Here is a 22,024-nt window from a genome sequence, read left to right as displayed (position 1 = left end):
TCGGCATCCATTCCCTTCTGAACTATAGCTATAGACATATCGTATGCGCCGGCCAGGCAGATTAGAAAAATGGTCGGAAGGTATAGAGCATATACTCGCCAAGTTTCCAGTAGAATGGGCGCTTCTCCCATTGTTTTAGTGTAAGTTCATGGGCACGAGAGCTATCATAAGCGAAGATCTTCTCCATCTCCTCGGCCACATCTGTATCATAGAACTCCATATTAACTTCAAAGTTGCCGAACATGCTCAGGCGATCCAGATTAGCGGTTCCCACGGTAGACCATTTACCATCTGCAGTGGCTGTCTTTGCATGTATCATAGCATCTGAGTACAAGAGTAAGCGAATACCATTTTTGAGACACTGGGTATAGAAACCGTGCGAGAGCCAGTCGGCAACGATATGATTTGAGAGCGCGGGAACAAGCACCCGCACGTCAACCCCACGCTGGGCTGCCTTGGTCAGAGCATACAGAATGCCGCGATCCGGAATAAAGTAAGCGTTGGTAAGATAAAAACTTTGCTGTGAGCGATCGATGCTCTCCAGATACATATTGCGTATCGGAAACATAAAAAGTGTAGGATCATTGCGCTGCACAGTCAGGGTGGTATCCCACCCACGATTCCTTACATCGGGCAGTTCGGCCTCATCCTTCTTTCTATGCTCATTCCAGAAATCGATAAAAGTATTTTCGATTTCCAGGGCCCCTGGCCCAACGACGCGCGCATGGGTATCACGCCAATGCCGCGCATAGGCATCTCCAATGTTATAGCCGCCAATAAAGCCTATCTGGCTATCCACGATCATCACCTTGCGATGGTCACGGGCATAGGACCTGATCGAAAATAGCTTGAATGGAAAGGAGAATAAAGGATAGCTGAGGACATGGATGCGGGGATCGAAGGCAAAGAAGGCGGCTGGCACGACAAGGTTGGCGAATTTATCGTAGATGATATAGACCTCGACGCCACGTTGGGAAGCCTCGGTCAGGGCATTTTTAAAATGTGTACCGATCTCATCATCTTTCCAGATAAAGGTCTCAAATAAAATGCGTTGCTGCGCATGCTGTATCGCCTCCAGCATAGCCCGATAGAGATCGTTGCCATAGGTATAGAATTGCACCTCAGTCTGCCCAACAGAGACAGGGGGCTCATTACGTAAACTCAAGAAATGTCCCTGAGAATGCTTATGCTTGCGGATAATATCCACCAGCACCAGAATGGCACTCACCAGCAGGGGTGGAATAAATGCCAGTGCCAGCAACCATCCAACTAAGCGCTGCACCCGTATATGCGGAAGAGCTCGCCACATAGTCCCTTCGCTCCTAATCCTAGCCATAAAGCCACACACCCCCTTTTAATAAGAAGTATCGGTCTATTTGCTGAATTTGTCACCCTTCTAAAGAATGATTTTCCATTTCATTGCTAATGAACATCCTTAAACTCAAGCCTCGCGCCTTCGGCGCTTGCTTGTTGTTTGTGATGTGTGTGGTGAAAAGGCGGTCGTGACCGCCTTTTCACCACACACATCACAAATATAGCACGTTTTTAGCAGTGAATAACACAAAAACAAGCTCTTCATTTTATAAATAGTGGATAGCTTCACAGTGAAATTGTGAAGTGCAAGATTGTCAGCTAGCTTGCTTGCGGCTAAACTACCTACATAAGATACTTCTCCATGAGGAAGTGTCGGATGCGTAACAACCAGAAGACGAGAAGAGAAAAGAAAGGAACAATATTATGAATTTAGCCAACATTTTCGCTACCTTAAGCGCACGCAACGAACAGGATACCCTTCAACCCGTAGCATTGGAACAAAATAAATTGGAACTCAATGAAACAGAGCTACAGAATATCAATGGTGGCTGGGGAGGACATCATTACCACCACCACCATCACCGCTATTATCGCTATGGCTATGGATATTACTATGATGATTGTGGCTATGGCTGTGGTGGCTGTGGTAGCTGTGGTAGCTGTGGTGGTGGCTGCTGGTAAACTATAAGAACCCGTTGCCAGGCTAGCACGGTTAATGAGCGCCTTTGAGGATAATAGTTAGCCTTAATGTTTTCTCTATAGCGTAGAACTAGCAGGTGTATGGCGATTTCTTTGCAGGGAAGTCTCCATACACCTCTCATTATTTTAAAAGAAGAAAATCTCTACTCTACATATATACAAGAAGAATAATATAAGGAAAGGAGTTTCGCTATGTCTCCTCAACGGCGCCCGATCTTTCGGCAACGGGCAATGCAGCACTACATCCAGAAAAAAGAAAAAGACATCTTGCCACGCTTTACCTCTCCATTATTACTGACCTGGCTCTGGCTCTTTCTACTTCAGATTAGCCTGCTTGGATTATTGATCTTTACCATACCACTCCCCTCCTATACAACTATCCCTGGCGTTATTCTTCCAGCGGCTAGCAGCGGTCATGGTCAGACCACAGTCGCACTCTTTGTGCCGCAACAGATGAAGCAGGCGATGCACATTGGGGAGACTATAGCGCTCACATTGCATAGCGGCGATGCTCAGAAGCAAGCAAAGATTGTTGCCATTGCCCCCAATATCAGTCAACCAGAGGATATTCAAAGACAGTTTGCCTTAAAGGCTGATAGTGCGACTACGCTCACAACGCCAGTCAGGGTCGTGCAGGTCACATTGACCACCGTTACCGCGCCGACGAAGGGCAGCGAAGTACTGGCACAGCTTCAAACCGCCCTCAACCGATCCTCTCAATTTAATTTACAGGACCCCACCTGGAGGTGATAACAATGAATAAGCTACAAGAGCAAACCACCATCTCACCAACGGCAATAGAGGAACGGCGGAAATTAGCACAGCTGGCGGAGCTCGGTCGTATCAGTCACCAGGCGTCAGCGCTGGTGAACGCTACCGTGGAACAGCGTGAAAAGGCCATGCAGAAATATAGCCGTGAATTAGCCCCGCTGGCCGCGAAGGCTCATACAGAGAAACCAGTCCTGCAAAAACCGGCCGCCCTGCTTAGAATGTTACAGGTAGTCTGGCTGGCCCTCATTGAAATGCGTAGTGCATTGTTTCGGCGCCGGGTCCCAGTACTATTACAAATGAACGTCGTCGAGTGCGGCGCCGCCTGTCTGGCCATGATCTTACGCTACCATGGACGCCAGACCAGCATCTCTGAGATCAGTAATCAGGCCGGTGTGGGTCGCGATGGCCTCTCAGCCCTGGATGTCGTAAAGACGGCGCGCAAATATGGTTTGCGGGTCAGGCCCATCTCGCTACAGGACAACGATTTTCGGTCTGTCGCCCTGCCAGCCATCGTCCACTGGCAATTTAACCATTTTGTGATCGTGGAACGCTGGACCCCGCGAAAGGTTGATATCGTCGATCCCGCCTCTGGCCGCAAACGCATCTCCGCCGCAGAATTTGAGGATAGCTTTACGGGTGTAGTTATTATGCTGGAGCCTGGTGTACAATTCGTGCGCCACACAACGGCATCTCAGGTTAGCCTGCTAGGCTATACCAAACAATATGTGAAGCGCGCCCCCATTATCCTGCTGCAAATTTGTGCGGCCACCATCCTTCTACAATGCTTTGGCCTGGCCCTGCCATTAGCGACCAGCTTCGTCATCGACTCAGTGATTCCCCAGGAACAAATGGGACTACTGCCGGTCCTGGGAGCGGCCGCGCTCATCGTGCTGCTAGCCGAGTTCGTGACCTCACTCCTACGCAATATCCTGTTGACCTACCTGCAGACCCGCATCGATCTCACCATGCTCCCCAGCTTTTTTGAGCATATGCTATCGCTCCCACATAGCTTCTTCCAAAAGCGGACCAGTGGCGATATCATGGCCCGCGTCAATAGCAACGCCTCCATTCGCGATATCATCAGTAACCAATTGATCTCAACTTTTCTAGATAGCTGTACCATCATCATCTCGCTGGCCATCTTATTCTGGTTCTCTCCCACCTTTGGCTTCTGCGTACTGGGCATCGGTCTCCTACAGGTCATCCTATTACTATGTACCAACCATAAGATGCGTACACTCTCCAGACAGGACCTGGAGAGCGCGGGCAAATTGCAGGGCTATGTGGGCGAGATGCTCAATGGCATCGGCACCTTAAAGGCGGCGGGCGCGGAACATCGAGCCTATGAGCAGTGGTCCAACCTCTTTGTCGATCAGCTCAACATCTCGATCCGCCGCAACTACTTCACCTCGACCATCTCTACCTGCCTGGTCAGCTTGCAAGCTCTGGCCCCACTGACACTGCTATGGCTGGGAGCTCAGCAGGTAATGAGCCATCAACTACTGGTTGGCGCGATGGTCGGACTGAGCACCCTGGGGCATACGTGCTGTCGCCGCTCTCATCGTTGGTGCGCAGCGCACAGCAGATCCAGATCGTCCATTCCCATCTCGAACGTATCGCCGATGTGCTCGACGCCCAACCCGAACAAAACGTCCAGACGGTACAGCAGCCCCCCGTTTAACAGGTCGTGTAAATATGGAGCATGTGAATTTTCAGTATGACGCCAACTCGCCACAAATACTCAAAGACATTTCACTACAAATCCAGCCCGGCCAAAAAATCGCGATCGTAGGTCGTACTGGCTCGGGCAAAAGCACCCTCGGCAAGCTCTTACTGGGACTCATCATCCCGACCGCCGGTGAGATCAGCTACGATGGCCTGCCGCTACGCTTCCTGAATTATCAGGCGGTGCGGGCACAATTCGGAGTAGTAATGCAAGATGCCAGCGTGTTCAGCGGCACCATCCACCAGAATATCGCCTTCAACGCGCCCAACATCAGCATCGAAGCAATTATCCAGGCCGCGCAACTGGCCGACCTGCACGAAGATATCCTGAAAATGCCAATGGGCTATGAGACCTTTGTATCCGAGGGTGGTAGCGCCCTATCGGGTGGACAACGCCAACGGCTGGCCATCGCCCGAGCCCTCGCCAGCATCCCAGCGATCCTGCTGCTGGATGAAGCCACCAGCGCACTCGACGTAGTCACAGAGCAACACGTCGAACAAAACCTGAATGGTCTACCCTGCACCCAGATCATCATCGCCCATCGCCTGAGCACCATCCGCAACGCCGACTGTATCCTGGTCCTCGACGACGGCGCCCTGATCGAACAAGGCACCCACCAGGAACTCCTACGAAAAAATCGCTACTACGCCCACCTGATCCAAAACCAACTGGCCAACGGCGAAGTCAAAGCCAGCTAGCAAAATTCTAAATAGGAGAATCATAAAGCATATATGAGATAAAAACTTGACGTACTTGCTCCATTTCTTTACAATTGAGCCAACAAATGAAGCATGCGGGCAGACAGCGCATACATATAAGAAGGAGCAAGGATGGCCGATCGCATTGGGCAGCGACTAGGAAACTATACAATTGTACAACTCCTGGGCCAGGGCGGCTTCGCCGAAGTCTATCTCGGTGAGCACCTCTACCTGAAGTCACAGGCTGCCATTAAGATACTACAGACGCGACTCTCGGGTTCTGACGATACAGATAGTTTCTTGAAAGAGGCACAGACCATTGCACGTTTAGCACATCCCAATATCGTGCGTGTAATGGATTTTGGTATCGATGGCGAGACGCCTTACCTGGTCATGGATTATGCCCCCAACGGGACCCTACGCCAGCGCCATCCACGTGGCACGGCACTTCCCTCGCGACGATCCTTCCCTATGTCACGCAGGTGGCAGATGCACTGCAATATGCCCATGATGAGCATATTATCCATCGCGATATTAAACCTGAAAATATGTTGGTGGGGAGACGCGGTGAGATCCTGTTGAGCGACTTCGGCATTGCGCTGGTGGCACAGAGCTCACGCTACCAGGGTACACAGGATGTGATCGGCACGGTCGCATATATGTCGCCGGAGCAGATTCAAGGCAAGCCGCGACCAGCCAGTGATCAGTATTCCCTGGCCATTGTGGTCTACGAGTGGTTGACCGGCGACCGTCCATTCCATGGCTCGTTCACGGAAATGTGCACCCAGCATATGTTTGCTGCGCCGCCACCCATCCGCGAAAAGCTCGCGCAGGTTTCACCGGAAGTCGAGCGCGTGGTCATGCAGGCCCTGGATAAAGATCCCAAAAAGCGCTTTGAAAACGTCAAGTCCTTTGCCGGTGCTCTGGCGCAGGCAGGACAGTCCAACCAGACCGAATTGATGGCTAACACGGGAACATCAAATACCTACAGCACAGTCGCCATGCCGACGGGCTCGAATATACCACCCCAGACACCCAACAATACTGCGTTTCCGCCTGCCCCCCATACGGTCCAGCAATCGCAGCCCTTTAACCCTTTAACCAGCAGCCCATCCAATAATACATATGGGACGCGACAGATGGGGACGCAACAAAACAGCCAGCCGGCGCCCACCGGCCGTGAGAATACTACCGGCCAGGCAGCAAATCAAGGCCAGGCGCCAACGATGCACTCGTCGACCACGATGGCCCAGACCAACAACATGCAGAGGGGCAATAATCCCAATAGCGCATACCCCCAGCAGCAGCAACAGGGACCTGGAGCAGGCGGCGGCCAGTCTGGTCCGGCCAAGATGATTCTACCTGGTCAGGCGCCCCAGAGTGGACCAAATAATGGGCCACGCCCGCCATTTCCTGCTAATCCACAGCAGTATGCCCAGCAGCAACAACAGCAGCAGTATCCGCGACCACCGCAGCAGCAATATCCCAACATGCAACGTCCGCCACAGTCATATCCTGGTTATAATAATGGGCGGCCGGAAGCACCCTATCAGGGGCAGCAGGGATATCCGCAACCACAAAATCGGCAGAACCAGTTCGAGCAGCAGCAAAGCATGTCCCGGCAGCCTTCCTATAATAATAGAACTGACCGTGATTATGATGAGCCCGCCGCGCGCTCCACGCCACGCACACACCAAGAGATGCCCAGAGAGTCAATGGAAGATTGGCTGGGACCACTGAATGCCTGGAAATGGCCGATCCTGGCCACCATCGTCGGTATCATCCTCTTCTGTGTCCTGCACAGCTTCATGCCCGAGATTTATAACCGGAATATTCCGGTACTGCTGGTTTTGCCGCTATTCTTTGGAGCCGCCTTTGGTCCCATCGTTGGCATACTGGTTGGAGCGGGAGGAGCGATGGTTGCCGACTTCATGTACCGGGGCAATGATTCGCTAACCACAACCTTATTTCACAATGCGAACTTCGGCCCGCAATATCACGCCTGGTGGTTCCCGCTGGCCTTTTATGGGGTCGCGGGCCTGATCACCGGACTCACGATGCTGCGACGCAGGAAGTTCCCCAGCATTGGCTCATCGATCCGCGCCAGCCTGCTGGCAGTGATCGCCCTGGCAGCCATCGTTGGCTTCATCCTATACAACGCCAAAGAGCTACGACTCTTCCCAGAGCTTGGCCTGATCGTGCTGATCAACATCGCCATCAGCCTGATCATCCTGGTTGTCTACAGCATCATGGGTCGCCTGATCGATCCCGCTTAATCGCTCAAAAGCGGCAATAATAGCGAAATGTACGTGCGGGGCTTGTCCCCGCTTTTTAACCTTCCTGCTCGCAAAAACAACAGCGAGGGCGCTTCCCGGACCGCATAATTCGTTATTCTTGTTGCTTTTTCGGGTGGGGAGGGAGGAAGCGGGGACAAGCCCCGCACGTACATTTCTTTTTTATTGTTGCTTTTTCGTTTATTTTGGGGAGGCGGTTGTTGGTTTTTTGCGCGGCCTGGGAGTTGGCTTCGCTTCTTTCTCAGAAGATGCGGTCGATTTCTTCTTCGCTGTGGTGGTCTCTTTGCTGGCTCGTGGGGCTGGGGCTTTGGCTATTTCCTCGCTCCTCTTTCTGGTAGGGGCTTTTTTGACGGCGCTACTAACTGGCTTCTCGCTACTGGTCCGGGCAGGGGCCTTTTTGGTGGGATGACTGGCGGGTGGATCGCTCTTAGCCCGCGCAGGAGCTTTTTTGGTGGTGGTAGCCGCTTTGGTAGTGGTGCGACGCTTGCGCGGCGTTGCGGGCCGATCAGAAGCGGTCACGGTGGACTCGCCGTTCATGGCGACGGTGGCCTCGTAGAAGATGCTGTCGTCCTGGGCCGCTTTTTTAGCGGTTCCGGGGCATGCAGGATCAGGCGTTTCCCATGCTGCGGGGCAGTCGCCGGCGCGGGCCAATCAGGAAAAGAGGCTTCGGAATGCTGTTGCGAGTCAATGGCATGCACGAAGGTGGCCACATCCTTAAAACGGGCCGTATATTTTTTCTCCATGCCACGCAGGATGGCTTGCTCGATATGCTGGGGCAGGCCCTTGCATAACTGCGAGGGCGGCACCGGCGCTTCATGGAGGTGCTTCTGCTGCAAGGTAGCAAGATCTTCCCCTTCAAAGGGACGTTTGCCGGTCACCATTTCGTAGGTCATGCAGGCCAGGGCATATTGATCGCTCTCACAGCGCACCTTGCCCTGGAATTGCTCGGGGGCCATATAGGATGGCGTGCCACCAATATTTATCCCCTGCGTCTTCACCGATTTAAGCACGCGCGCAATATCAAAATCCGCAATCAGGGCTTCGTCATCGGCATTAAATAAAATATTTTCCGGCTTCAGGTCACAGTGCACAACATTATGCTCATGGGCAAATTGCAGGCCATCACCGATCTGGCGCACCAGTGATAGTGTCTGCTTTAAAGGGAGAGGATGGCCATGAAGTTGGCGCAAACGATCGCGCAGGGAGCCGCCAGGGGCATACTCTTTGACGATATAGGGGGCTCCCTCGTGGGTCCCAAAATCTATCAGCGCTAAAATATGGGGATGGCGCAATTGCTCAAGGATATGGGCCTCTTGAGAGAGGATATCATGCTCAGCCCCGGATCAACAAAAGTTGTGTGCAATATCTTGAGGGCTACCATGCGTTGAGACAAGAAACTATGGGTCGCTTTATAGACATAGGCATAAGCTCCCTGCGCAATCTCGCCGACGATGCGATAATTACCGACTTTCTGACCTATATGGAGCTGCATAAGAACACCTCTATTCGTTTTATTTCTTAAAAGAAGTCCTGTCGCCACCGGGCACAATGAATACAAAGGCACATTATAGCACGTCTCATCTCCACTTGTAGAGCATTTACCTGTCCAGTCAGGGCTTTTTCATTCTCCTCTTTGGCGCCTGCGGCGCCGGGTTAGGAGTGTGGAGTGTGTGGTAGGTGACCGCAGCCGCCACCACACACTCCACACATGAAATACTTGAGCCTGGGCTTACAAGTATTTGCGGCACAGGGAGAGAAAAAAGTATCAAACCAAAACAACATAAATTGACAAGATATATAAACTTTGCTAAAGTGCGAAAAGAAAATGTTTTCCGTTTCTATCGATTAATTTATGAGTAGTGAGAAAACAGATGGGCGCAGAATCACCTTCTATCATCGATGTGGCAAAGAGGGCAGGGGTCTCCGTGGCAACTGCCAGCCGGGTCATGAGTAGTTCAACCTATCCTGTGAGTGAGGGTACGCGTGAGAAAGTATTGGCGGCCGCTAAAGAGCTGCATTATATACCCAACTCGCTGGCACGCAGCCTGAAGGCACAGCGCAGTAAACTGATTGCCGTTCTGGTAGGCGATAACGCTGATCCATATTTTGCGCAGGTTGCTCGCGGTGTCGAAGAGATTGCTAATGCCCATGGCTACCTCACTATTATCTGCAATACTGAACGAAATCTGGCTCGTGAGCTCTCTTACCTGCAGACGCTTCAAGATTATCGCGCCGATGGTATTATTTTTACCAATAGTGGCTTCAACGAAACCAACGAACCCGAGCAGGTAGAGATCGAGGAGATGGTTGAAAAGATTCAACGCCGTGGCGCGGCCATTGTCAGTCTCTCCCCCACAGCATCCAGGCTCCTTCGATCCAGGCCGATAACCTCAATGGCGCATATGACCTGACCTCATACTTGATTTCACTGGGACACCGGCGCATCGCCTTCGTGACTGGTCCACAGAATTTGACGGTCGCCAACCTACGTCTACAAGGGTATCGCAAGGCCCTGACCGACGCTGGTATTCCTTTCGATGATGCATTATTGATCCGGGGCAATTTCACGCAGGCTGGCGGCAAACAGGCAGCCGAAATTCTGGCCGGATTGCCACAGGAAGCGCGACCAAGCGCCGTTTTTGCCTGCAATGATGAGACCGCCTTTGGCCTGATGTATCGCTTGCGCGAGCTGGGCTGGCAGCTGCCCGAGGATATATCTATCTGCGGCTTCGGCGATCTACCAATGGCCCAGATGGTGACGCCCGGTCTGACCACGGTCCATATTGCGCTACGGGAACTGGGGCGCGCAGGCGCGCAAAAGATACTGGCACAACTACAAAACAAACAAGATCCCACCCATGAGATGTTTCCCACAAGCGTTGTGAAACGCGGCTCAACCATACCCCTCGAACACACCTCCAACGTCTAAAAACTATGTATGGGTAGCCAGAAGACCAGGCATAAACGTGGTATGTATGAAAGGGACAACTTTCGATACATAAAAAGAAAGCAGCCGCAAGAAAAACAGCAGGAAGGGAGCATAATCATGATATTAGAGGCATATCTGGCATATAGTTTGATTCCGCTTTTCTATATATTGCTTGGGATTCTGATCTACCTGGTCTTAAGGTCCAGCCGCAAGCCAGAAGAAAAGCAGCAAGAGGTAAGTCGGCCACAGGTTGCTGTGCAGCAAAAGGCTTCAGGTAACAAGCAGGCATAACAACGAGCAGGGTGTCAGCCACTACCCTGCTCATCTATCGTGGCTGGCTGGGAAGGCTCCTGAGCGTTCCGGCTAAAATGTTGTGGGTGGGTACGACGCCACTCGATCCAGAATGTTACCAGGAGCGCCTGCAAGACACCGGCGATGGGAGAGGCCAGCAGGGCCCCCCAGATGCCAAAGAGCTGCGAGCCCGCAATAACGGCGGCAATAGAGACAATCGGATGCAGCCCCACCGCCTCCCCTACAATGCGGGGACCGATAATATCACCTTCAAGGATATGCACCACAATAAAGTAGATGAGCACACCCAGCGCGATCCATATTCCCTGTGTCAGCGCGATCAAGGTACAGATCAGGCCCGAGATCAACGAGCCCAGGATGGGGATAAACTCCAGGATGAAGGCCAGCACGCCAAGCAAGAGGGCATAGGGTACATGAAACAGGGCCATGCCAATACCAACGAAGAATCCCACCAGGGTCGCCAGGATGAGCTGGCCACGAATATAGCCTCCCACCACGCGCTGCAAGGTATCGACCAGAAAGTTTGGCCGGAGCGTATCCGGCAGATTGCGGCGGCACCAGCGCACGATGCGCCGCCCATCTATTAATAAATAGATGGTGATGACCGCGACCACTACCGTATCAAGCAAGACATCCAGGATGCTGGTAATCAATGGCAAGGCACTACTGACGAAGCTCTCGCCCCGGTTCACCAGTTGCGTACGCGTCGTCGCGATCTGCTGCTGCGTAATACCAAAGGAGTGCAACGTGCTTTCCAGCGGCGAAGGCCTACCGTTGCTCGGAGTCAGCATAACGGACAGCGAGCGCGATAAGGCGACGAATTGGTGCAAAGCGGTAGCCGCCACAAAGTAGAACAGGACGCTCAAGATAGCCAGCGTGATCAGGCACATGCTAACAATAGCAAATGGACGAGGGATAAACTTTTGCAGCCACTTCACACCCGGAGACAGCGCATAAGCCAGGAGCGCCGCCACAATGATCAGCAATAGCGCCCGCATAATATGCGAGGCACCCCATAGCACAACAGCAATTACCCCGATCCAGGCCAGTATCGCCAGAGGAATATCCCGCCGCCTCTGCCATTTTGCATCAACCTTGCTGCCAGTTAAGGCCCGAGGCTGATCACTTGTCGCAGACATAATCCATCGCCCTTCTACTCATCAGCTAACGCTTACCTATGTTTAATGAAAGATGCGAATTTCTATGGTATGCATAATACAATATAGATTATTCATATTGATAGCACGACAAATGATGAAAGGCTTCAAACTAATATGCAGCTTTGCGCCGATAAGCTATACTAAGGATGCTTGTAGAGAGCAGTTCATGCACAAACTGAAAGGTAGAGACCTGATTATGTATATTGATCTACGCAGTGATACTGTTACCCACCCCACCGCCACGATGCGCGAGGCCATGTACCGGGCCGAGGTGGGCGATGATGTCTATAGTGAAGATCCGACAATCAATCGTTTACAAGAGATAGCGGCCACAATGACCGGTAAAGAGGCGGCGCTTTTTGTGCCCAGCGGCACCATGGGTAACGCGATCGCCCTCCTGACACATGCAGGCAGGGCCAGGCAGTCATTGTCGGAGATCAATCGCACATTTATCATTATGAGGCCGGTGGCGCCTCGACCCTGGGCGGCTCCCCATGTATGTAGTCCCAACCCATCCCAATGGTATGCTCGATCTGGACGCGGTCAATATCGGCATCGCGGATGAGAGCGATGAACACACGGCCGCAACGGCCCTGGTGTGTATTGAGAACAGCCATAATCGCTGCGGAGGCACGGTCCTGAGTGTCGAACAGGTGGAATCAATAACCTCGCTGGCACACAGCCATGGAGTCGCGGTCCATATGGATGGAGCACGCGTATTCAATGCAGCCACCGCCTTAAATATACCGGTAAGTACGCTGATAAGCAGCGTTGATTCGGTGATGTTCTGCCTCTCCAAAGGATTGAGCGCGCCGGTCGGCTCTATGCTGGTTGGGGATAAGGAATTTATTCGCAAGGCACGGCGGATGCGCAAGGTGCTGGGTGGAGGTATGCGACAGGCCGGGATACTGGCAGCCGCAGGTATTGTGGCCCTGGAGCAGATGGTAAAGAGGCTGGGAGAGGACCATGAAAACTGCGAGCGCCTGGCTTATGGTCTGGCGGACTTGCCGCAGGTACGTATACAACCAGATCAAGTGGTCACCAATATCTTGCTCTTCTCGCTCCAACATACGGAACAGCAACCGTTTACAGAGAGCGAGATCGCGCTCTTCCTCAACAAGGCGCGCGAACAGGGCGTACTCTTGAGCCGCATGGGAGAAAAGAATATCCGCGCGGTTACACATGCAGGCATCGAGGCCCAGCATATCGAGCAGGCTCTGGCCGCTATCAGACAGGCACTGCAGGAGATGCAGCGCTCCTAGACCTGATACTTGAGCAGATCGTCAGCGGCAATACAGGTTCATCGCTACGCTGCACTTGCTTATTGCCGCACGCTCACCTGCCAGAGGTCGCGACCCGCGATGCCGCGACAAATCAGCTTAAAAATAGGCTGCCCGGTTGGTTATGGTATTTTTAGTGCGAAAGGGCATTAGTAGCAAAAAACGCCAGGACCAGCAGGCCACTGACCACCAGGGCAAAAATAATGCGTAAGACCCAACGCGATGTCCACAGACTAGAGCGCCTCGATCCAGGCGGACGCCTATACGAACCCATATCAATCCTCCATCGTTCTCAGTAGTTATTTTGAGCTTAGTACAGTCCAGGAACTCAATACTCCTTTTAGAGGATACTAGCCTCATTCCACTACCTACAACGATGTATGGATTGAATACTAACAGACCCTATTTTTTACAACCGTTTCTTCCTACATTCATCGCATTCACACATGGCACGCAATTTTTCGTAGGTATAGATACCAGTTTTATGTCCATCTTCCCAGACCGGGGTCAGACCATAGCGCCCCACTGGCTCAATATTGATCAGGGTCGTCTCTTCGCGGCTCAGGCTTTTCTTGCTGGCAAGTACTCCTGGAACTCCACCCTCACCAGCGCACCAGGCGCAGGGGCAGGCCCACCGCAACCGCTCCCAATCATGGACACTCTCATGCTCATCACTCCATGATAAGTAGAGCGTGCGTTTCTCCTCATCCAGGAAAAAAGAGGTGGGAGTAGGATGATTATATTGTGACATAGAAGGCTCCTCTAGTGAATTTTAATCTCTAAGTTTTCTCTTGCAACGCTATTATAATCCTTTCGCCTGACACAGGTCTATACAAGCGAGCATAATTATAAGTCATTTCGATTCTCCTCTGTGCTGAGAATATGTCTTATCCTCATGGGCATGGGAAGCGCCTCGTTCCCTTGCGGGCGGGCGCAGGAGCCAATAAAGCGAAGACGAGAGGAGAAAGCCCCAAAAACACGATCTGTACGTGTGGGGCTTGCCCCCACTTCAGCTGCTCTTGCACGAAAAAGCAACACATGCCCAAACACGGACCATGCTTTTGGGCACCGCGTGAAGGAAAGGATTATACTATGAGGAGCCCAATCGCTGGGATACTGGGCCGCCGGTTCTGCGGAGGGCGGCAATCGGCCGCTGAGGGCCGAAATTATGCAAATAGTTCTTTTTTCTAATTTTTCGAGCATGAAGTATAAAAGCGGGGGCAAGCCCCGCACGTACAGATCGTGTTTCTTGTTGCGTTCAATTGCTTGTTTGATGGCTCAGTGAGGTGTATCGGGCGTGCCAGCGCACGTCCGCAATATTTTGAGAAATGAAGCAAAGCATGAACACTAATGCTTCATGAACTGAGAAAAACAGCTCATCATCTGGTATACTTCTTCTAGAAATTGTAAATTGTGTCCGTCGAAAGGAAGAGGGACATAAGATGCTTCGCAACAGAAACTATTGGACCTACAGCGCTGGCCTCGCTATCGTCTGGGCAGTTGTTCTCACACTTACACTGATAATCCGAGGCAGCGACAAGGCACAGATCATCCTACTGGTCTTTTCCGGCTTCTGTATCGGCTGGGTGTCGACGACGATTGCTCGCTACGTTTATCCGCCACCAAAGCGTTGGAGGGTTAACCACGGGGAGTGATCCTTAATCGGCCCTCCATCCAGTTACTTTTTCTGGCAATACAACAAAGGAAGTAGCTCTGGCTCAGCGTTTGCTTGCTAGCCAGAGCCATTTCATGGCCACGTTGCCCAAAGCGGCCAATATTATTGGCAATCCAGTTGCTTTTCACACGTGTCATGGCGCTCCGCGAGATGCATTCCTGCCCGTTCATAGAGGCGCGCCGCCCCCGTCACATTCTGGAGATCGACGGTCAGGCCGACATTACGTACGCCATGTTGGTAGAGCGTATAAAAAGACTGGCGCAATAAGTGTAGGCCCAATCCCTGCTTTCTCCAGGCTTGAGCGATGGCCAGTTGATAAATCCATGCCCCACCATCCGAAAAAGCGTAACACCAGGCTACTCCAATGGCCTCTGTGCCACTCATGACAACAGGGATGAGGGCAGGGTTAAAGGGACCCCGGTGGAATGCCCATGCTTGCCAATCCTCAAATGATTCATATTCATAGTCTTGCAAGTCTTGAAAAGCATTCTGTATCAGTTGATGGACAACCTGCTCATCCTGACCAGCAACAAAAGGGCGAACAGTGATCCCTGCAGGCCAGGTAAGTGGGAGTGGGGATTCGTGGAGATCAATTTCCATACGCCATTCAGTGTTGACGGACCGATAGCTCCTCTGTTCAAGCAGCTTCAACCGCTTCTCATCAGTGCTAATAGTCCACACAAGCGACGAGAGCGTCGCATCTTCTTTAGCGCTCGTTATACGCTGGCAGGCATATTCCTCCGCCATTTCAAAGAGCGCGTCTTCGAGATTGAGATGGCGATAGTTGGGATGGATATGGGTCAAGGCGCTAATATAGAGGCCCCCTCTCGATGGGCAAAGGTCAGTATAGCCGATAATCTTTTCATCAGGAGTGATAAGAACAATTGCATCTGTAGCCAGATTGAAGTTGGCGCGTTGCCAGTTTTGCATTAATTCATCTTCAGAATAGTCTGGTTTCCCCATGTCAGCGATATCGCATGTGATAATCAAATCAGTAACGGCAGTCAGATCAGCCATCGTCACCTGGCGCGTTCGCAAACATTCTGGGAGGGGGTGGTGGATAAACATATCTTTTCCTCCACTCTAACGAGCGTACTACCGGACATCATCAAAAATGAGTATAGTCAATTGATCAGCATTTGTAAATGTCTAGCTCAACCTCCTCAGGGCTTTTTACTGTTCGCCCAGAGATCACGAGCAAGCAATACAATGTCCATTCTTTCAGGTGTGGAGTGTGTGGTGGGTGGGCGCGGGCGCCAAAGAGGAAATTTAAAAAGCCCTGCAACCTCCTGGTGCGGGCAGCAACCGACTGAGCAAGAATAATACATCCAAACATATAAATTAATGTTCTTACACACAAGACAGGAAATAAAATACAGTATATTATCAAGCTTTTAGTTACTCTTATGCACCTATCCGCGTTCTACGAAATAGAACACCTTGGGGGTGAGAAGGATGAGCGAAATTATAATTCTTGGCAGCATGATTGGCTGTTGTCTTATTATTCTTTTTCTGGCAATTACAATCGTAACGGCCCAGAGGCGGGCAGTCGAACGACTGCAGCATCAGGTACAGGCCTGGGAAAAGGCCCAGGGAGTGCGCAGGAAGCGCTGGGAGGAACGTATCGAGAAAGACATGGTCACGATGGAGCAACGGTTAATTGCTCATCTTGATCGCTTACACTTCGAGGAACGTAGACGTACATTGCAGGCAACGGAGCGCGTAACCTACGAGCTCGCCCACCTGCCACGCATCGAGGACACGCCACTGCCAGGGAAAATTCAAACGATTGATCCCGGGCAGCAGATCCAGCAATTGCCGCGCAGTTTTCAAGGCGCGAACCTATCAGGCTACGACCTTTCCTATCGCTATCTACGCTACGCCGATCTACGGAACGCTGATCTGTCGCACGCCAATCTCTTCATGGCCGATCTAACCGGAGCCTGCTTAAGGGGTGCCAGAATGGATCAGGCCGACCTATCAGCGGCAAACCTGACGCACGCAGACCTGACAAGCGCGGACCTGACGGGGGCAAACCTGCTGGTCACAGACCTCTACGACGCCCTCCTGGTAGGTGCTACGCTCCTCCAAACGCGCAACCTGAGCAACGAACAGATTCGAGGAGCCATTATCGATCGCAACACCCAGCTAGATCCAGGCATCGACATCACACTACCACGCATCCCGCGCATCTCATTGCAATAACCCATTGCTTGCGCCAGCAAAAGGATTGGTAGCATCTTTAAGCAAGTAAACAACATCGATAATTTCGAGGCAGCTAATCACTCGGCAGCCCAAAAGCGCCTCGTTCCCTCTTTTAAGCCCGGCCTCAATCAACGCAGGAGGTGCAGGAGGACGGCTAGTCCTCCTGCCGAGGTGCGGGGTGTCCTCACTTCTTCTTTTTAAGTTAAGCCCGCCCTCAGCAGGAGATGCACGAGGACAGCTAGTCCTCCTACCAGGAAGCGGGATATCCCGCTTCTTCTTTTTAAGTTAAGCGTGGCCTCAACGGGAGGTGCAGGAGGACGGCTAGTCCTCCTGCCGGGGTCTGACTTTTTATCACATTTTTAGTCGTTGAATCGTGGAAGCAGAAAAACCACGGTTCTTGGTGCACATGCCATTGGAACGACCAAGAACGAAAAGAAAGGAGAAGGTGATGTTGTCTCCAGCAATCTTGTTGTCGTCTCAGCAGTGGGCTCAAGCCACCTTTGGCTCGGTCCAACTGGGCGATCCACGTCGTGTGCAGCGTGCCGTCGATCTTGCGTTCCACCTTGCGCAGCATCCACAAGCGTCTCTGCCCGGTGTGTTGAGCCCGGCGGGCTTGGAAGCGGCCTATCGATTTGTGCATTCGTCGCATACCTCGTATGAACATCTGGTTGCTCCCCACCTGCAACACACACGGCAAGCATGCCACCAGCAGGCACAGGTCTTGTTGATTCAGGATACCACAGAGATGGATTACCAGGCTCATCCTACGACGCGTGGACTGGGGCCCATTGGCAACGGAACGCATCACGGCTTTCTGTTGCAAAGCGTCCTGGCTGTTGTACCTCAGCACGATCAGTTGTTGGGATTGGCTCATCAAGAACCCTTTTTGCGCCAGCCAGCCCTGAGAAAGAGAGCAAGCAACAACGCTGGAAACGCGAACGGGAATCGGAGGTATGGGAGCGCAGTGTGCGCATCCTGGGCTCGCCTCCTGCTGGCAGTGCAGTCAATGGATTCATATGGGCGACCGCTACAGTGACATCTTTGCGTTCATGCGCCAATGTCGAGAGCAGGGGTGTGATTTTCTCGTCCGGGCCTATGAAGATCGCTGTATTGATCTGTTGGTGGAACAAGGAGAGACACCGGTGCCCCACGATCGCATCATCATCGTAGCCCCACGCTGCATTTGCTGGAGGTGGTCAAGCAGATGCCCATTCGGTCGAGCATGTGGCTGGAACTCAAGAGTAGCCAGAAACACCCGGCCCGCAAGGCCCTTTTGGCCGTGAGTTGGCAGCCCGTGCGTCTGTTGCCTCCCCGCACACGGGAAGCCAACCAGTGGCGTCCGCTGGTGATCTGGGTCATCCGTGTGTGGGAACCTGATCCCCAGAAGGGGTTGAAGCCTTGGACTGGATCTTGTTGACCTCGGTCCCCACCCACACGGCAACTCAAGCCCAAGAGCGGGTCGAGTGGTATCGCAGGCGTTGGATTGTTGAGGACTATCACCAAGGTCTCAAGACGGGATGCCATATGGAAGAACGAGAGATTCGGGATTACGAGGGGTTGCGAACGTTGCTGGGCATCATTGCCCCCATTGCCGTGCGCTTGTTGCAATTGCGTGTGCTTTCGCGTCAATGTCCTGACGAGCTGGCACGGGCAGTGATACCCACTGATATTGTCCTGGTGGTGGCTCATTTGAGTGGGCATCCAGCAAAAACCATGACGGTGCAGCAATGCTGGCATGGCATTGCACGTCATGGTGGCTACTTGGGTCGCAAAGGCGATGGCCCACCTGGATGGAAAACCTTGTGGTTGGGGTGGATGTATATCCAGAACGTGTTGCAGGGAATGCAACTCGCTTCCCTCCTTTCGAATCAACTAGATTTGTGATAAAAAGTCAGGCCGGGGTGCGGGGTGTCCCGCTTCTTCTTTTTCCCCCGGCCCGCCGCCGCAGGCGGCCATGCATAAGGTTCAAGCTCCCAGCCCATACCAAAAGGATATTTGGTATGGGCTGGAGCAACTATGCTATACTACAACAAGCCTAAGAGCGACAAATACTATTTCTATTGAAGGAACAAATGTATGTCACAAGAACATCCTCTTCCACTCGCGGGAAAAGTAGCCCTGATTACAGGGAGCAGCCAGGGCATTGGCCGGGCCATCGCCCAGAGGCTGGCCCAGGCGGGTGCAGATATAGTAATCAATTATCGCAGCAATAGCGCTGCTGCCGCAGAGGCAAAGGCCAGCATTGAAGAACTTGGGAGACGTTGTATCGCCGTTCAGGCCGATGTTAGTAAGGAGAAGATGTAACCCGACTCTTCGCGGAAACAGTCAGCGCCCTGGGACCGGTAGCCATTCTGGTCAATAACGCAGGCACACACGCGACAAACTGATTCTGCAGATGTCGCTGGCGATTTCGAATATGTGATGGATACCAACCTGCGAGCAGCTTTCTCTGCACCAAGGCCGCCCTACGCGGCATGATGAAAGCGCGCTGGGGACGTATCGTGAATATCGCATCGGTAGCTGGCCTGATGGGCCCGCCGGACAGGCGAACTATGGTGCCTCAAAAGCCGCGATTATCTCCTTAACCTTGAGTACCGCACGCGAGATGGCGAGCCGAAACATTACATCCAATGCGCTGGCCCCTGGCTTTATTCCAACGGAACTGACCTCCATCGTCACCGAACCACAGCGCAAATATATGTACAACAACGTCGGTCGCTTTGACAACGATGAAGTAGCTGCCCCCGCGTCCTCTGCCCAGAGGCGGCTATATTACGGACAGGTACTCAGTGTCGATGGTGGCATGTCAATGCAATAGTAAACTTGCCGATAGATAGTGCAAAGTCAGTGAACAAGCTACGCACTGAACTTGTATCGCCGTTCAGCCGTTATAGGAAGAATGTAACCCGACTCTTCGCGGAAACAGTCAGCGCCCTGGGACCGGTAGCCATTCTGGTCAATAACGCAGGCACCACACGCGACAAACTGATTCTGCAGATGTCGCTGGCCGATTTCGAATATGTGATGGATACCAACCTGCGAGCAGCTTTCCTCTGCACCAAGGCCGCCCTACGCGGCATGATGAAAGCGCGCTGGGGACGTATCGTGAATATCGCATCGGTAGCTGGCCTGATGGGGCCCGCCGGACAGGCGAACTATGGTGCCTCAAAGCCGCGATTATCTCCTTAACCTTGAGTACCGCACGCGAGATGGCGAGCCGAAACATTACATCCAATGCGCTGGCCCCTGGCTTTATTCCAACGGAACTGACCTCCATCGTCACCGAACCACAGCGCAAATATATGCTGGACAACACACCGCTCGGTCGCTTTGGTACAACCGATGAAGTAGCTGCCGCCGCCGCGTTCCTCTGTTCACCAGAGGCTGGCTATATTACCGGACAGGTACTCAGTGTCGATGGTGGCATGTCAATGCATATGTAAGTAAACGTTGCTCGAATAGATAGTGCAAAGTCAGTGAAACAAGTTACCACTGAAATTGATCTAACTCTTTAACAAACAGTTTGGTCAAGGAGGATTAATTTATTATGGGTCTTATTGAAACTGATGAGACAAATCTTTATACATTCGAGCCGTTTGCAGCCCATGCTTTCTATACAGAGGTGAACCGCGCACTGGTCAAACAGACGCTTGCCCATCTCAAGCCACAAACAGAGGGCGAGACACTGACAATTGTGGATATGGCCTGTGGAACAGGCGCGGTAACACGTCTTATCGCCGAAGAATTAGTGAAGCAGGGTCGTGTAAGTAACATTAAGCTAATCGGTGTCGATCCCTCTGCCGAGGCTCTACGCCGAGCGCAGAAAGGCATGGAAGAGGCTGGACTCCCAATTCATGCCGAATTTCTCCAGGGAGAATCCGAAGACCTACCACGCATCGTACAAAACGTCGATGCCGCCTTCTTCTGCAACGCCATTCACCTGGTACCAGATAAGCTAGCAGCCTTCAAACAGGTATCCTCTATCCTATCGCCACGCGGCATCTTTGGCTGCAACAGCGCCTTCTATGAAGGCACCTATGTTCCAGGCACAGAGCGCTTCTATCGTCTATGGACCCGGCGCGCAGTGGGCTGGCTGAAACAGGAGCATCCTGAAGCACGCCTCTCCCGCGAAGCCAAAGCGATGGCAATGCAGTGGCTGACCAGGGACGAATATATCCAGGATCTCAAGCAGAGCGGTTTTGTCACGGTCGACACCCAGCAGAGCGATGCGATTATTTCGTTAGACGGCTGGCGTGATCTGGGACAATACTGGCTCTTCATTGAAGGGGCCCTGCCAGGGATTCCACTGGCACAAGGTGCCAAAGCCCTGGAAGTAGCCGTCTATCAAGCGGGCGAAGAACTGGGACTCAAAGAGATTCCCCGCACCTGGCTGCAGATGGTCGCCATCAAGGAATAACAACGATACATGCATATGGTGTGCTACAATAGTCATGGGAGCCTTTAGTAAGGCTCCCATGACTATTCCTGTATTTAATCTCTAGCAATGCACATTATAACTGGAACAGGAGCACATACATGCAATGGGCAGTTATCACAGGAGCATTTCTTGCTTCTGCAGTTGAGTTCGTCGAAGCCTTTACCATCGTCCTGGTAGTAGGAGTCACGATCAACTGGCGCAGCTCTCTCTTAGGAGCCGTTGCCGCCGCCGCCACCCTCGCACTCATCGTAGCCACCTTTGGGGTCGCCATCGTCCGCTTCGTCCCACTCGACATTCTACGCTTAATCATCGGAGTACTGCTGATCCTCTTCGGCCTGAAATGGCTCAAGAAAGCTATTTTACGCTATAGTGGACTCAAAGCGCTGCACGATGAGGAGGCCATCTTTGAAGAGACCATGGCCGAAGTCAGGGCTCGTGGTGAGACCGTTTCCCCACGCATTCAGCCCTTTGGCCTGGCCCTTTCATATAAAGCGGTGCTACTGGAAGGCTAGAAGTAGCCTTT

At 52.4% G+C, this 22,024-nt stretch carries 27 protein-coding genes and 2 pseudogenes; 21 read left to right on the top strand and 8 right to left on the bottom strand.

Translation table 11 applies throughout. The features are described 5' to 3' along the window. Nucleotides 1–61: 61 nt before the first annotated feature. Nucleotides 62–1,336, bottom strand: a complete 1,275-nt coding sequence (locus tag EL645_RS21260) for a phospholipase D-like domain-containing protein (protein WP_126552361.1) — start codon at nt 1,334–1,336, stop codon at nt 62–64. A 401-nt stretch (nt 1,337–1,737) separates the two neighbouring features. Here EL645_RS21260 and EL645_RS21255 point away from each other — a divergent pair, with 401 nt between their 5' ends. The 6 genes from EL645_RS21255 to EL645_RS21230 all read left to right on the top strand — a co-directional run bounded on the left by EL645_RS21255 (nt 1,738) and on the right by EL645_RS21230 (nt 7,484). Next, a complete protein-coding gene (locus tag EL645_RS21255; protein WP_126552360.1) occupies nt 1,738–1,995 on the top strand; it encodes a bacteriocin in 258 nt (85 codons plus the stop codon). A gap of 210 nt (nt 1,996–2,205) precedes the next feature. Next, entirely contained in the window at nt 2,206–2,763 is a 558-nt protein-coding gene (locus EL645_RS21250; protein ID WP_126552359.1) for a hypothetical protein, read from the top strand. A 5-nt stretch (nt 2,764–2,768) separates the two neighbouring features. Further along, the gene (locus EL645_RS21245; RefSeq protein WP_126552358.1) at nt 2,769–4,505 is read left to right on the top strand and encodes a peptidase domain-containing ABC transporter; all 1,737 of its coding nucleotides are present in this window, start codon (nt 2,769–2,771) and stop codon (nt 4,503–4,505) included. Beyond that, nucleotides 4,489–5,208 (top strand): ATP-binding cassette domain-containing protein, encoded by a 720-nt coding sequence (locus EL645_RS21240; protein ID WP_161977556.1) that lies wholly within the window; start codon nt 4,489–4,491, stop codon nt 5,206–5,208. Before EL645_RS21245 ends, EL645_RS21240 begins: the two co-directional genes overlap by 17 nt. Nucleotides 5,209–5,340: 132 nt before the next feature. Continuing rightward, on the top strand, nt 5,341–5,790 hold the full coding sequence (locus tag EL645_RS44395) for a serine/threonine protein kinase (RefSeq protein WP_126552356.1): 450 nt from the start codon (nt 5,341–5,343) through the stop codon (nt 5,788–5,790). Further along, the gene (locus EL645_RS21230) at nt 5,691–7,484 is read left to right on the top strand and encodes a protein kinase domain-containing protein (protein WP_161977555.1); all 1,794 of its coding nucleotides are present in this window, start codon (nt 5,691–5,693) and stop codon (nt 7,482–7,484) included. The genes EL645_RS44395 and EL645_RS21230 overlap by 100 nt, the downstream gene beginning before the upstream one ends. 198 nt (nt 7,485–7,682) lie before the next feature. On the opposite strand, the gene EL645_RS21225 is transcribed toward EL645_RS21230, so the two are convergent. The 3 genes from EL645_RS21225 to EL645_RS21215 are packed head-to-tail and all read right to left on the bottom strand — an operon-like array spanning nt 7,683 to nt 8,994. Beyond that, nucleotides 7,683–8,039, bottom strand: coding sequence for a hypothetical protein (locus EL645_RS21225; RefSeq protein ID WP_126552354.1), 357 nt, complete (start codon nt 8,037–8,039; stop codon nt 7,683–7,685). Further along, nucleotides 8,036–8,794, bottom strand: coding sequence for a serine/threonine-protein kinase (locus tag EL645_RS21220; protein WP_161977554.1), 759 nt, complete (start codon nt 8,792–8,794; stop codon nt 8,036–8,038). Before EL645_RS21220 ends, EL645_RS21225 begins: the two co-directional genes overlap by 4 nt. Beyond that, nucleotides 8,773–8,994, bottom strand: coding sequence for a hypothetical protein (locus tag EL645_RS21215; protein WP_126552352.1), 222 nt, complete (start codon nt 8,992–8,994; stop codon nt 8,773–8,775). The genes EL645_RS21220 and EL645_RS21215 overlap by 22 nt, the downstream gene beginning before the upstream one ends. 379 nt (nt 8,995–9,373) lie before the next feature. Here EL645_RS21215 and EL645_RS44390 point away from each other — a divergent pair, with 379 nt between their 5' ends. From EL645_RS44390 to EL645_RS39425, 3 genes are all read left to right on the top strand, one after another. After that, nucleotides 9,374–9,913 carry a LacI family DNA-binding transcriptional regulator gene (locus EL645_RS44390; RefSeq protein WP_126552351.1) on the top strand — a complete coding sequence of 180 codons (540 nt, stop codon included), beginning with the start codon at nt 9,374–9,376 and terminating at the stop codon, nt 9,911–9,913. An 8-nt stretch (nt 9,914–9,921) separates the two neighbouring features. Then, nucleotides 9,922–10,431 (top strand): LacI family DNA-binding transcriptional regulator, encoded by a 510-nt coding sequence (locus EL645_RS44385; protein ID WP_281276349.1) that lies wholly within the window; start codon nt 9,922–9,924, stop codon nt 10,429–10,431. 117 nt (nt 10,432–10,548) lie between these two features. Further along, nucleotides 10,549–10,722: a hypothetical protein gene (locus tag EL645_RS39425; protein WP_161977552.1), complete on the top strand. Its 174-nt coding sequence runs from the start codon at nt 10,549–10,551 to the stop codon at nt 10,720–10,722. Between the two features lie 14 nt (nt 10,723–10,736). Here the strand turns inward: EL645_RS39425 and EL645_RS21200 are convergent, their stop codons facing one another. Beyond that, entirely contained in the window at nt 10,737–11,882 is a 1,146-nt protein-coding gene (locus EL645_RS21200) for an AI-2E family transporter (RefSeq protein ID WP_126552349.1), read from the bottom strand. 187 nt (nt 11,883–12,069) lie between these two features. On the opposite strand from EL645_RS21200, the gene EL645_RS44380 reads away from it, so the two are divergent. After that, nucleotides 12,070–12,468 carry a beta-eliminating lyase-related protein gene (locus EL645_RS44380; RefSeq protein ID WP_218031951.1) on the top strand — a complete coding sequence of 133 codons (399 nt, stop codon included), beginning with the start codon at nt 12,070–12,072 and terminating at the stop codon, nt 12,466–12,468. Then, nucleotides 12,398–13,165: a GntG family PLP-dependent aldolase gene (locus EL645_RS21195; RefSeq protein ID WP_218031950.1), complete on the top strand. Its 768-nt coding sequence runs from the start codon at nt 12,398–12,400 to the stop codon at nt 13,163–13,165. Before EL645_RS44380 ends, EL645_RS21195 begins: the two co-directional genes overlap by 71 nt. A gap of 151 nt (nt 13,166–13,316) precedes the next feature. Here the strand turns inward: EL645_RS21195 and EL645_RS39420 are convergent, their stop codons facing one another. Next, nucleotides 13,317–13,457: a hypothetical protein gene (locus EL645_RS39420; protein ID WP_161977551.1), complete on the bottom strand. Its 141-nt coding sequence runs from the start codon at nt 13,455–13,457 to the stop codon at nt 13,317–13,319. Between the two features lie 135 nt (nt 13,458–13,592). Beyond that, nucleotides 13,593–13,934 (bottom strand): gamma-butyrobetaine hydroxylase family protein, encoded by a 342-nt coding sequence (locus EL645_RS21190; RefSeq protein ID WP_126552348.1) that lies wholly within the window; start codon nt 13,932–13,934, stop codon nt 13,593–13,595. A 691-nt stretch (nt 13,935–14,625) separates the two neighbouring features. Between EL645_RS21190 and EL645_RS21185 the strand changes: the two genes are divergently transcribed. After that, complete coding sequence (locus EL645_RS21185) at nt 14,626–14,838, top strand: hypothetical protein (protein ID WP_126552347.1); 213 nt, start codon at nt 14,626–14,628, stop codon at nt 14,836–14,838. Between the two features lie 122 nt (nt 14,839–14,960). Here EL645_RS21185 and EL645_RS21180 read toward each other — a convergent pair whose 3' ends face one another. After that, nucleotides 14,961–15,926: a GNAT family N-acetyltransferase gene (locus EL645_RS21180; protein WP_126552346.1), complete on the bottom strand. Its 966-nt coding sequence runs from the start codon at nt 15,924–15,926 to the stop codon at nt 14,961–14,963. 387 nt (nt 15,927–16,313) lie between these two features. On the opposite strand from EL645_RS21180, the gene EL645_RS21175 reads away from it, so the two are divergent. From EL645_RS21175 to EL645_RS41230, 9 genes and pseudogenes are all read left to right on the top strand, one after another. Beyond that, nucleotides 16,314–17,063, top strand: a complete 750-nt coding sequence (locus EL645_RS21175) for a pentapeptide repeat-containing protein (RefSeq protein ID WP_218031949.1) — start codon at nt 16,314–16,316, stop codon at nt 17,061–17,063. A gap of 448 nt (nt 17,064–17,511) precedes the next feature. Beyond that, the gene (locus EL645_RS21170; RefSeq protein WP_161977550.1) at nt 17,512–18,099 is read left to right on the top strand and encodes an IS4/Tn5 family transposase DNA-binding protein; all 588 of its coding nucleotides are present in this window, start codon (nt 17,512–17,514) and stop codon (nt 18,097–18,099) included. A gap of 168 nt (nt 18,100–18,267) precedes the next feature. After that, the gene (locus EL645_RS21165) at nt 18,268–18,480 is read left to right on the top strand and encodes a hypothetical protein (RefSeq protein WP_126552344.1); all 213 of its coding nucleotides are present in this window, start codon (nt 18,268–18,270) and stop codon (nt 18,478–18,480) included. Beyond that, nucleotides 18,462–18,947 (top strand): IS4 family transposase, encoded by a 486-nt coding sequence (locus EL645_RS21160; RefSeq protein ID WP_126552343.1) that lies wholly within the window; start codon nt 18,462–18,464, stop codon nt 18,945–18,947. Before EL645_RS21165 ends, EL645_RS21160 begins: the two co-directional genes overlap by 19 nt. A 192-nt stretch (nt 18,948–19,139) precedes the next feature. After that, nucleotides 19,140–19,367, top strand: coding sequence for an SDR family NAD(P)-dependent oxidoreductase (locus tag EL645_RS21155; protein ID WP_126552342.1), 228 nt, complete (start codon nt 19,140–19,142; stop codon nt 19,365–19,367). A 170-nt stretch (nt 19,368–19,537) separates the two neighbouring features. Then, nucleotides 19,538–19,881, top strand: a pseudogene (locus EL645_RS42880) (SDR family NAD(P)-dependent oxidoreductase). A gap of 29 nt (nt 19,882–19,910) precedes the next feature. Then, nucleotides 19,911–20,506, top strand: a pseudogene (locus EL645_RS45605) (3-oxoacyl-ACP reductase family protein). 104 nt (nt 20,507–20,610) lie between these two features. Beyond that, the gene (locus tag EL645_RS21140) at nt 20,611–21,480 is read left to right on the top strand and encodes a class I SAM-dependent methyltransferase (RefSeq protein ID WP_126552341.1); all 870 of its coding nucleotides are present in this window, start codon (nt 20,611–20,613) and stop codon (nt 21,478–21,480) included. Between the two features lie 119 nt (nt 21,481–21,599). Next, nucleotides 21,600–22,013: a hypothetical protein gene (locus tag EL645_RS41230; protein WP_218031948.1), complete on the top strand. Its 414-nt coding sequence runs from the start codon at nt 21,600–21,602 to the stop codon at nt 22,011–22,013. Nucleotides 22,014–22,024: the final 11 nt, after the last annotated feature.

Source organism: Dictyobacter kobayashii (assembly GCF_003967555.1).
Lineage (GTDB): Bacteria > Chloroflexota > Ktedonobacteria > Ktedonobacterales > Ktedonobacteraceae > Dictyobacter > Dictyobacter kobayashii.
Note: the sequence above shows the minus strand (reverse complement) of the source record. Positions and strands in the feature narration are given on the sequence as shown.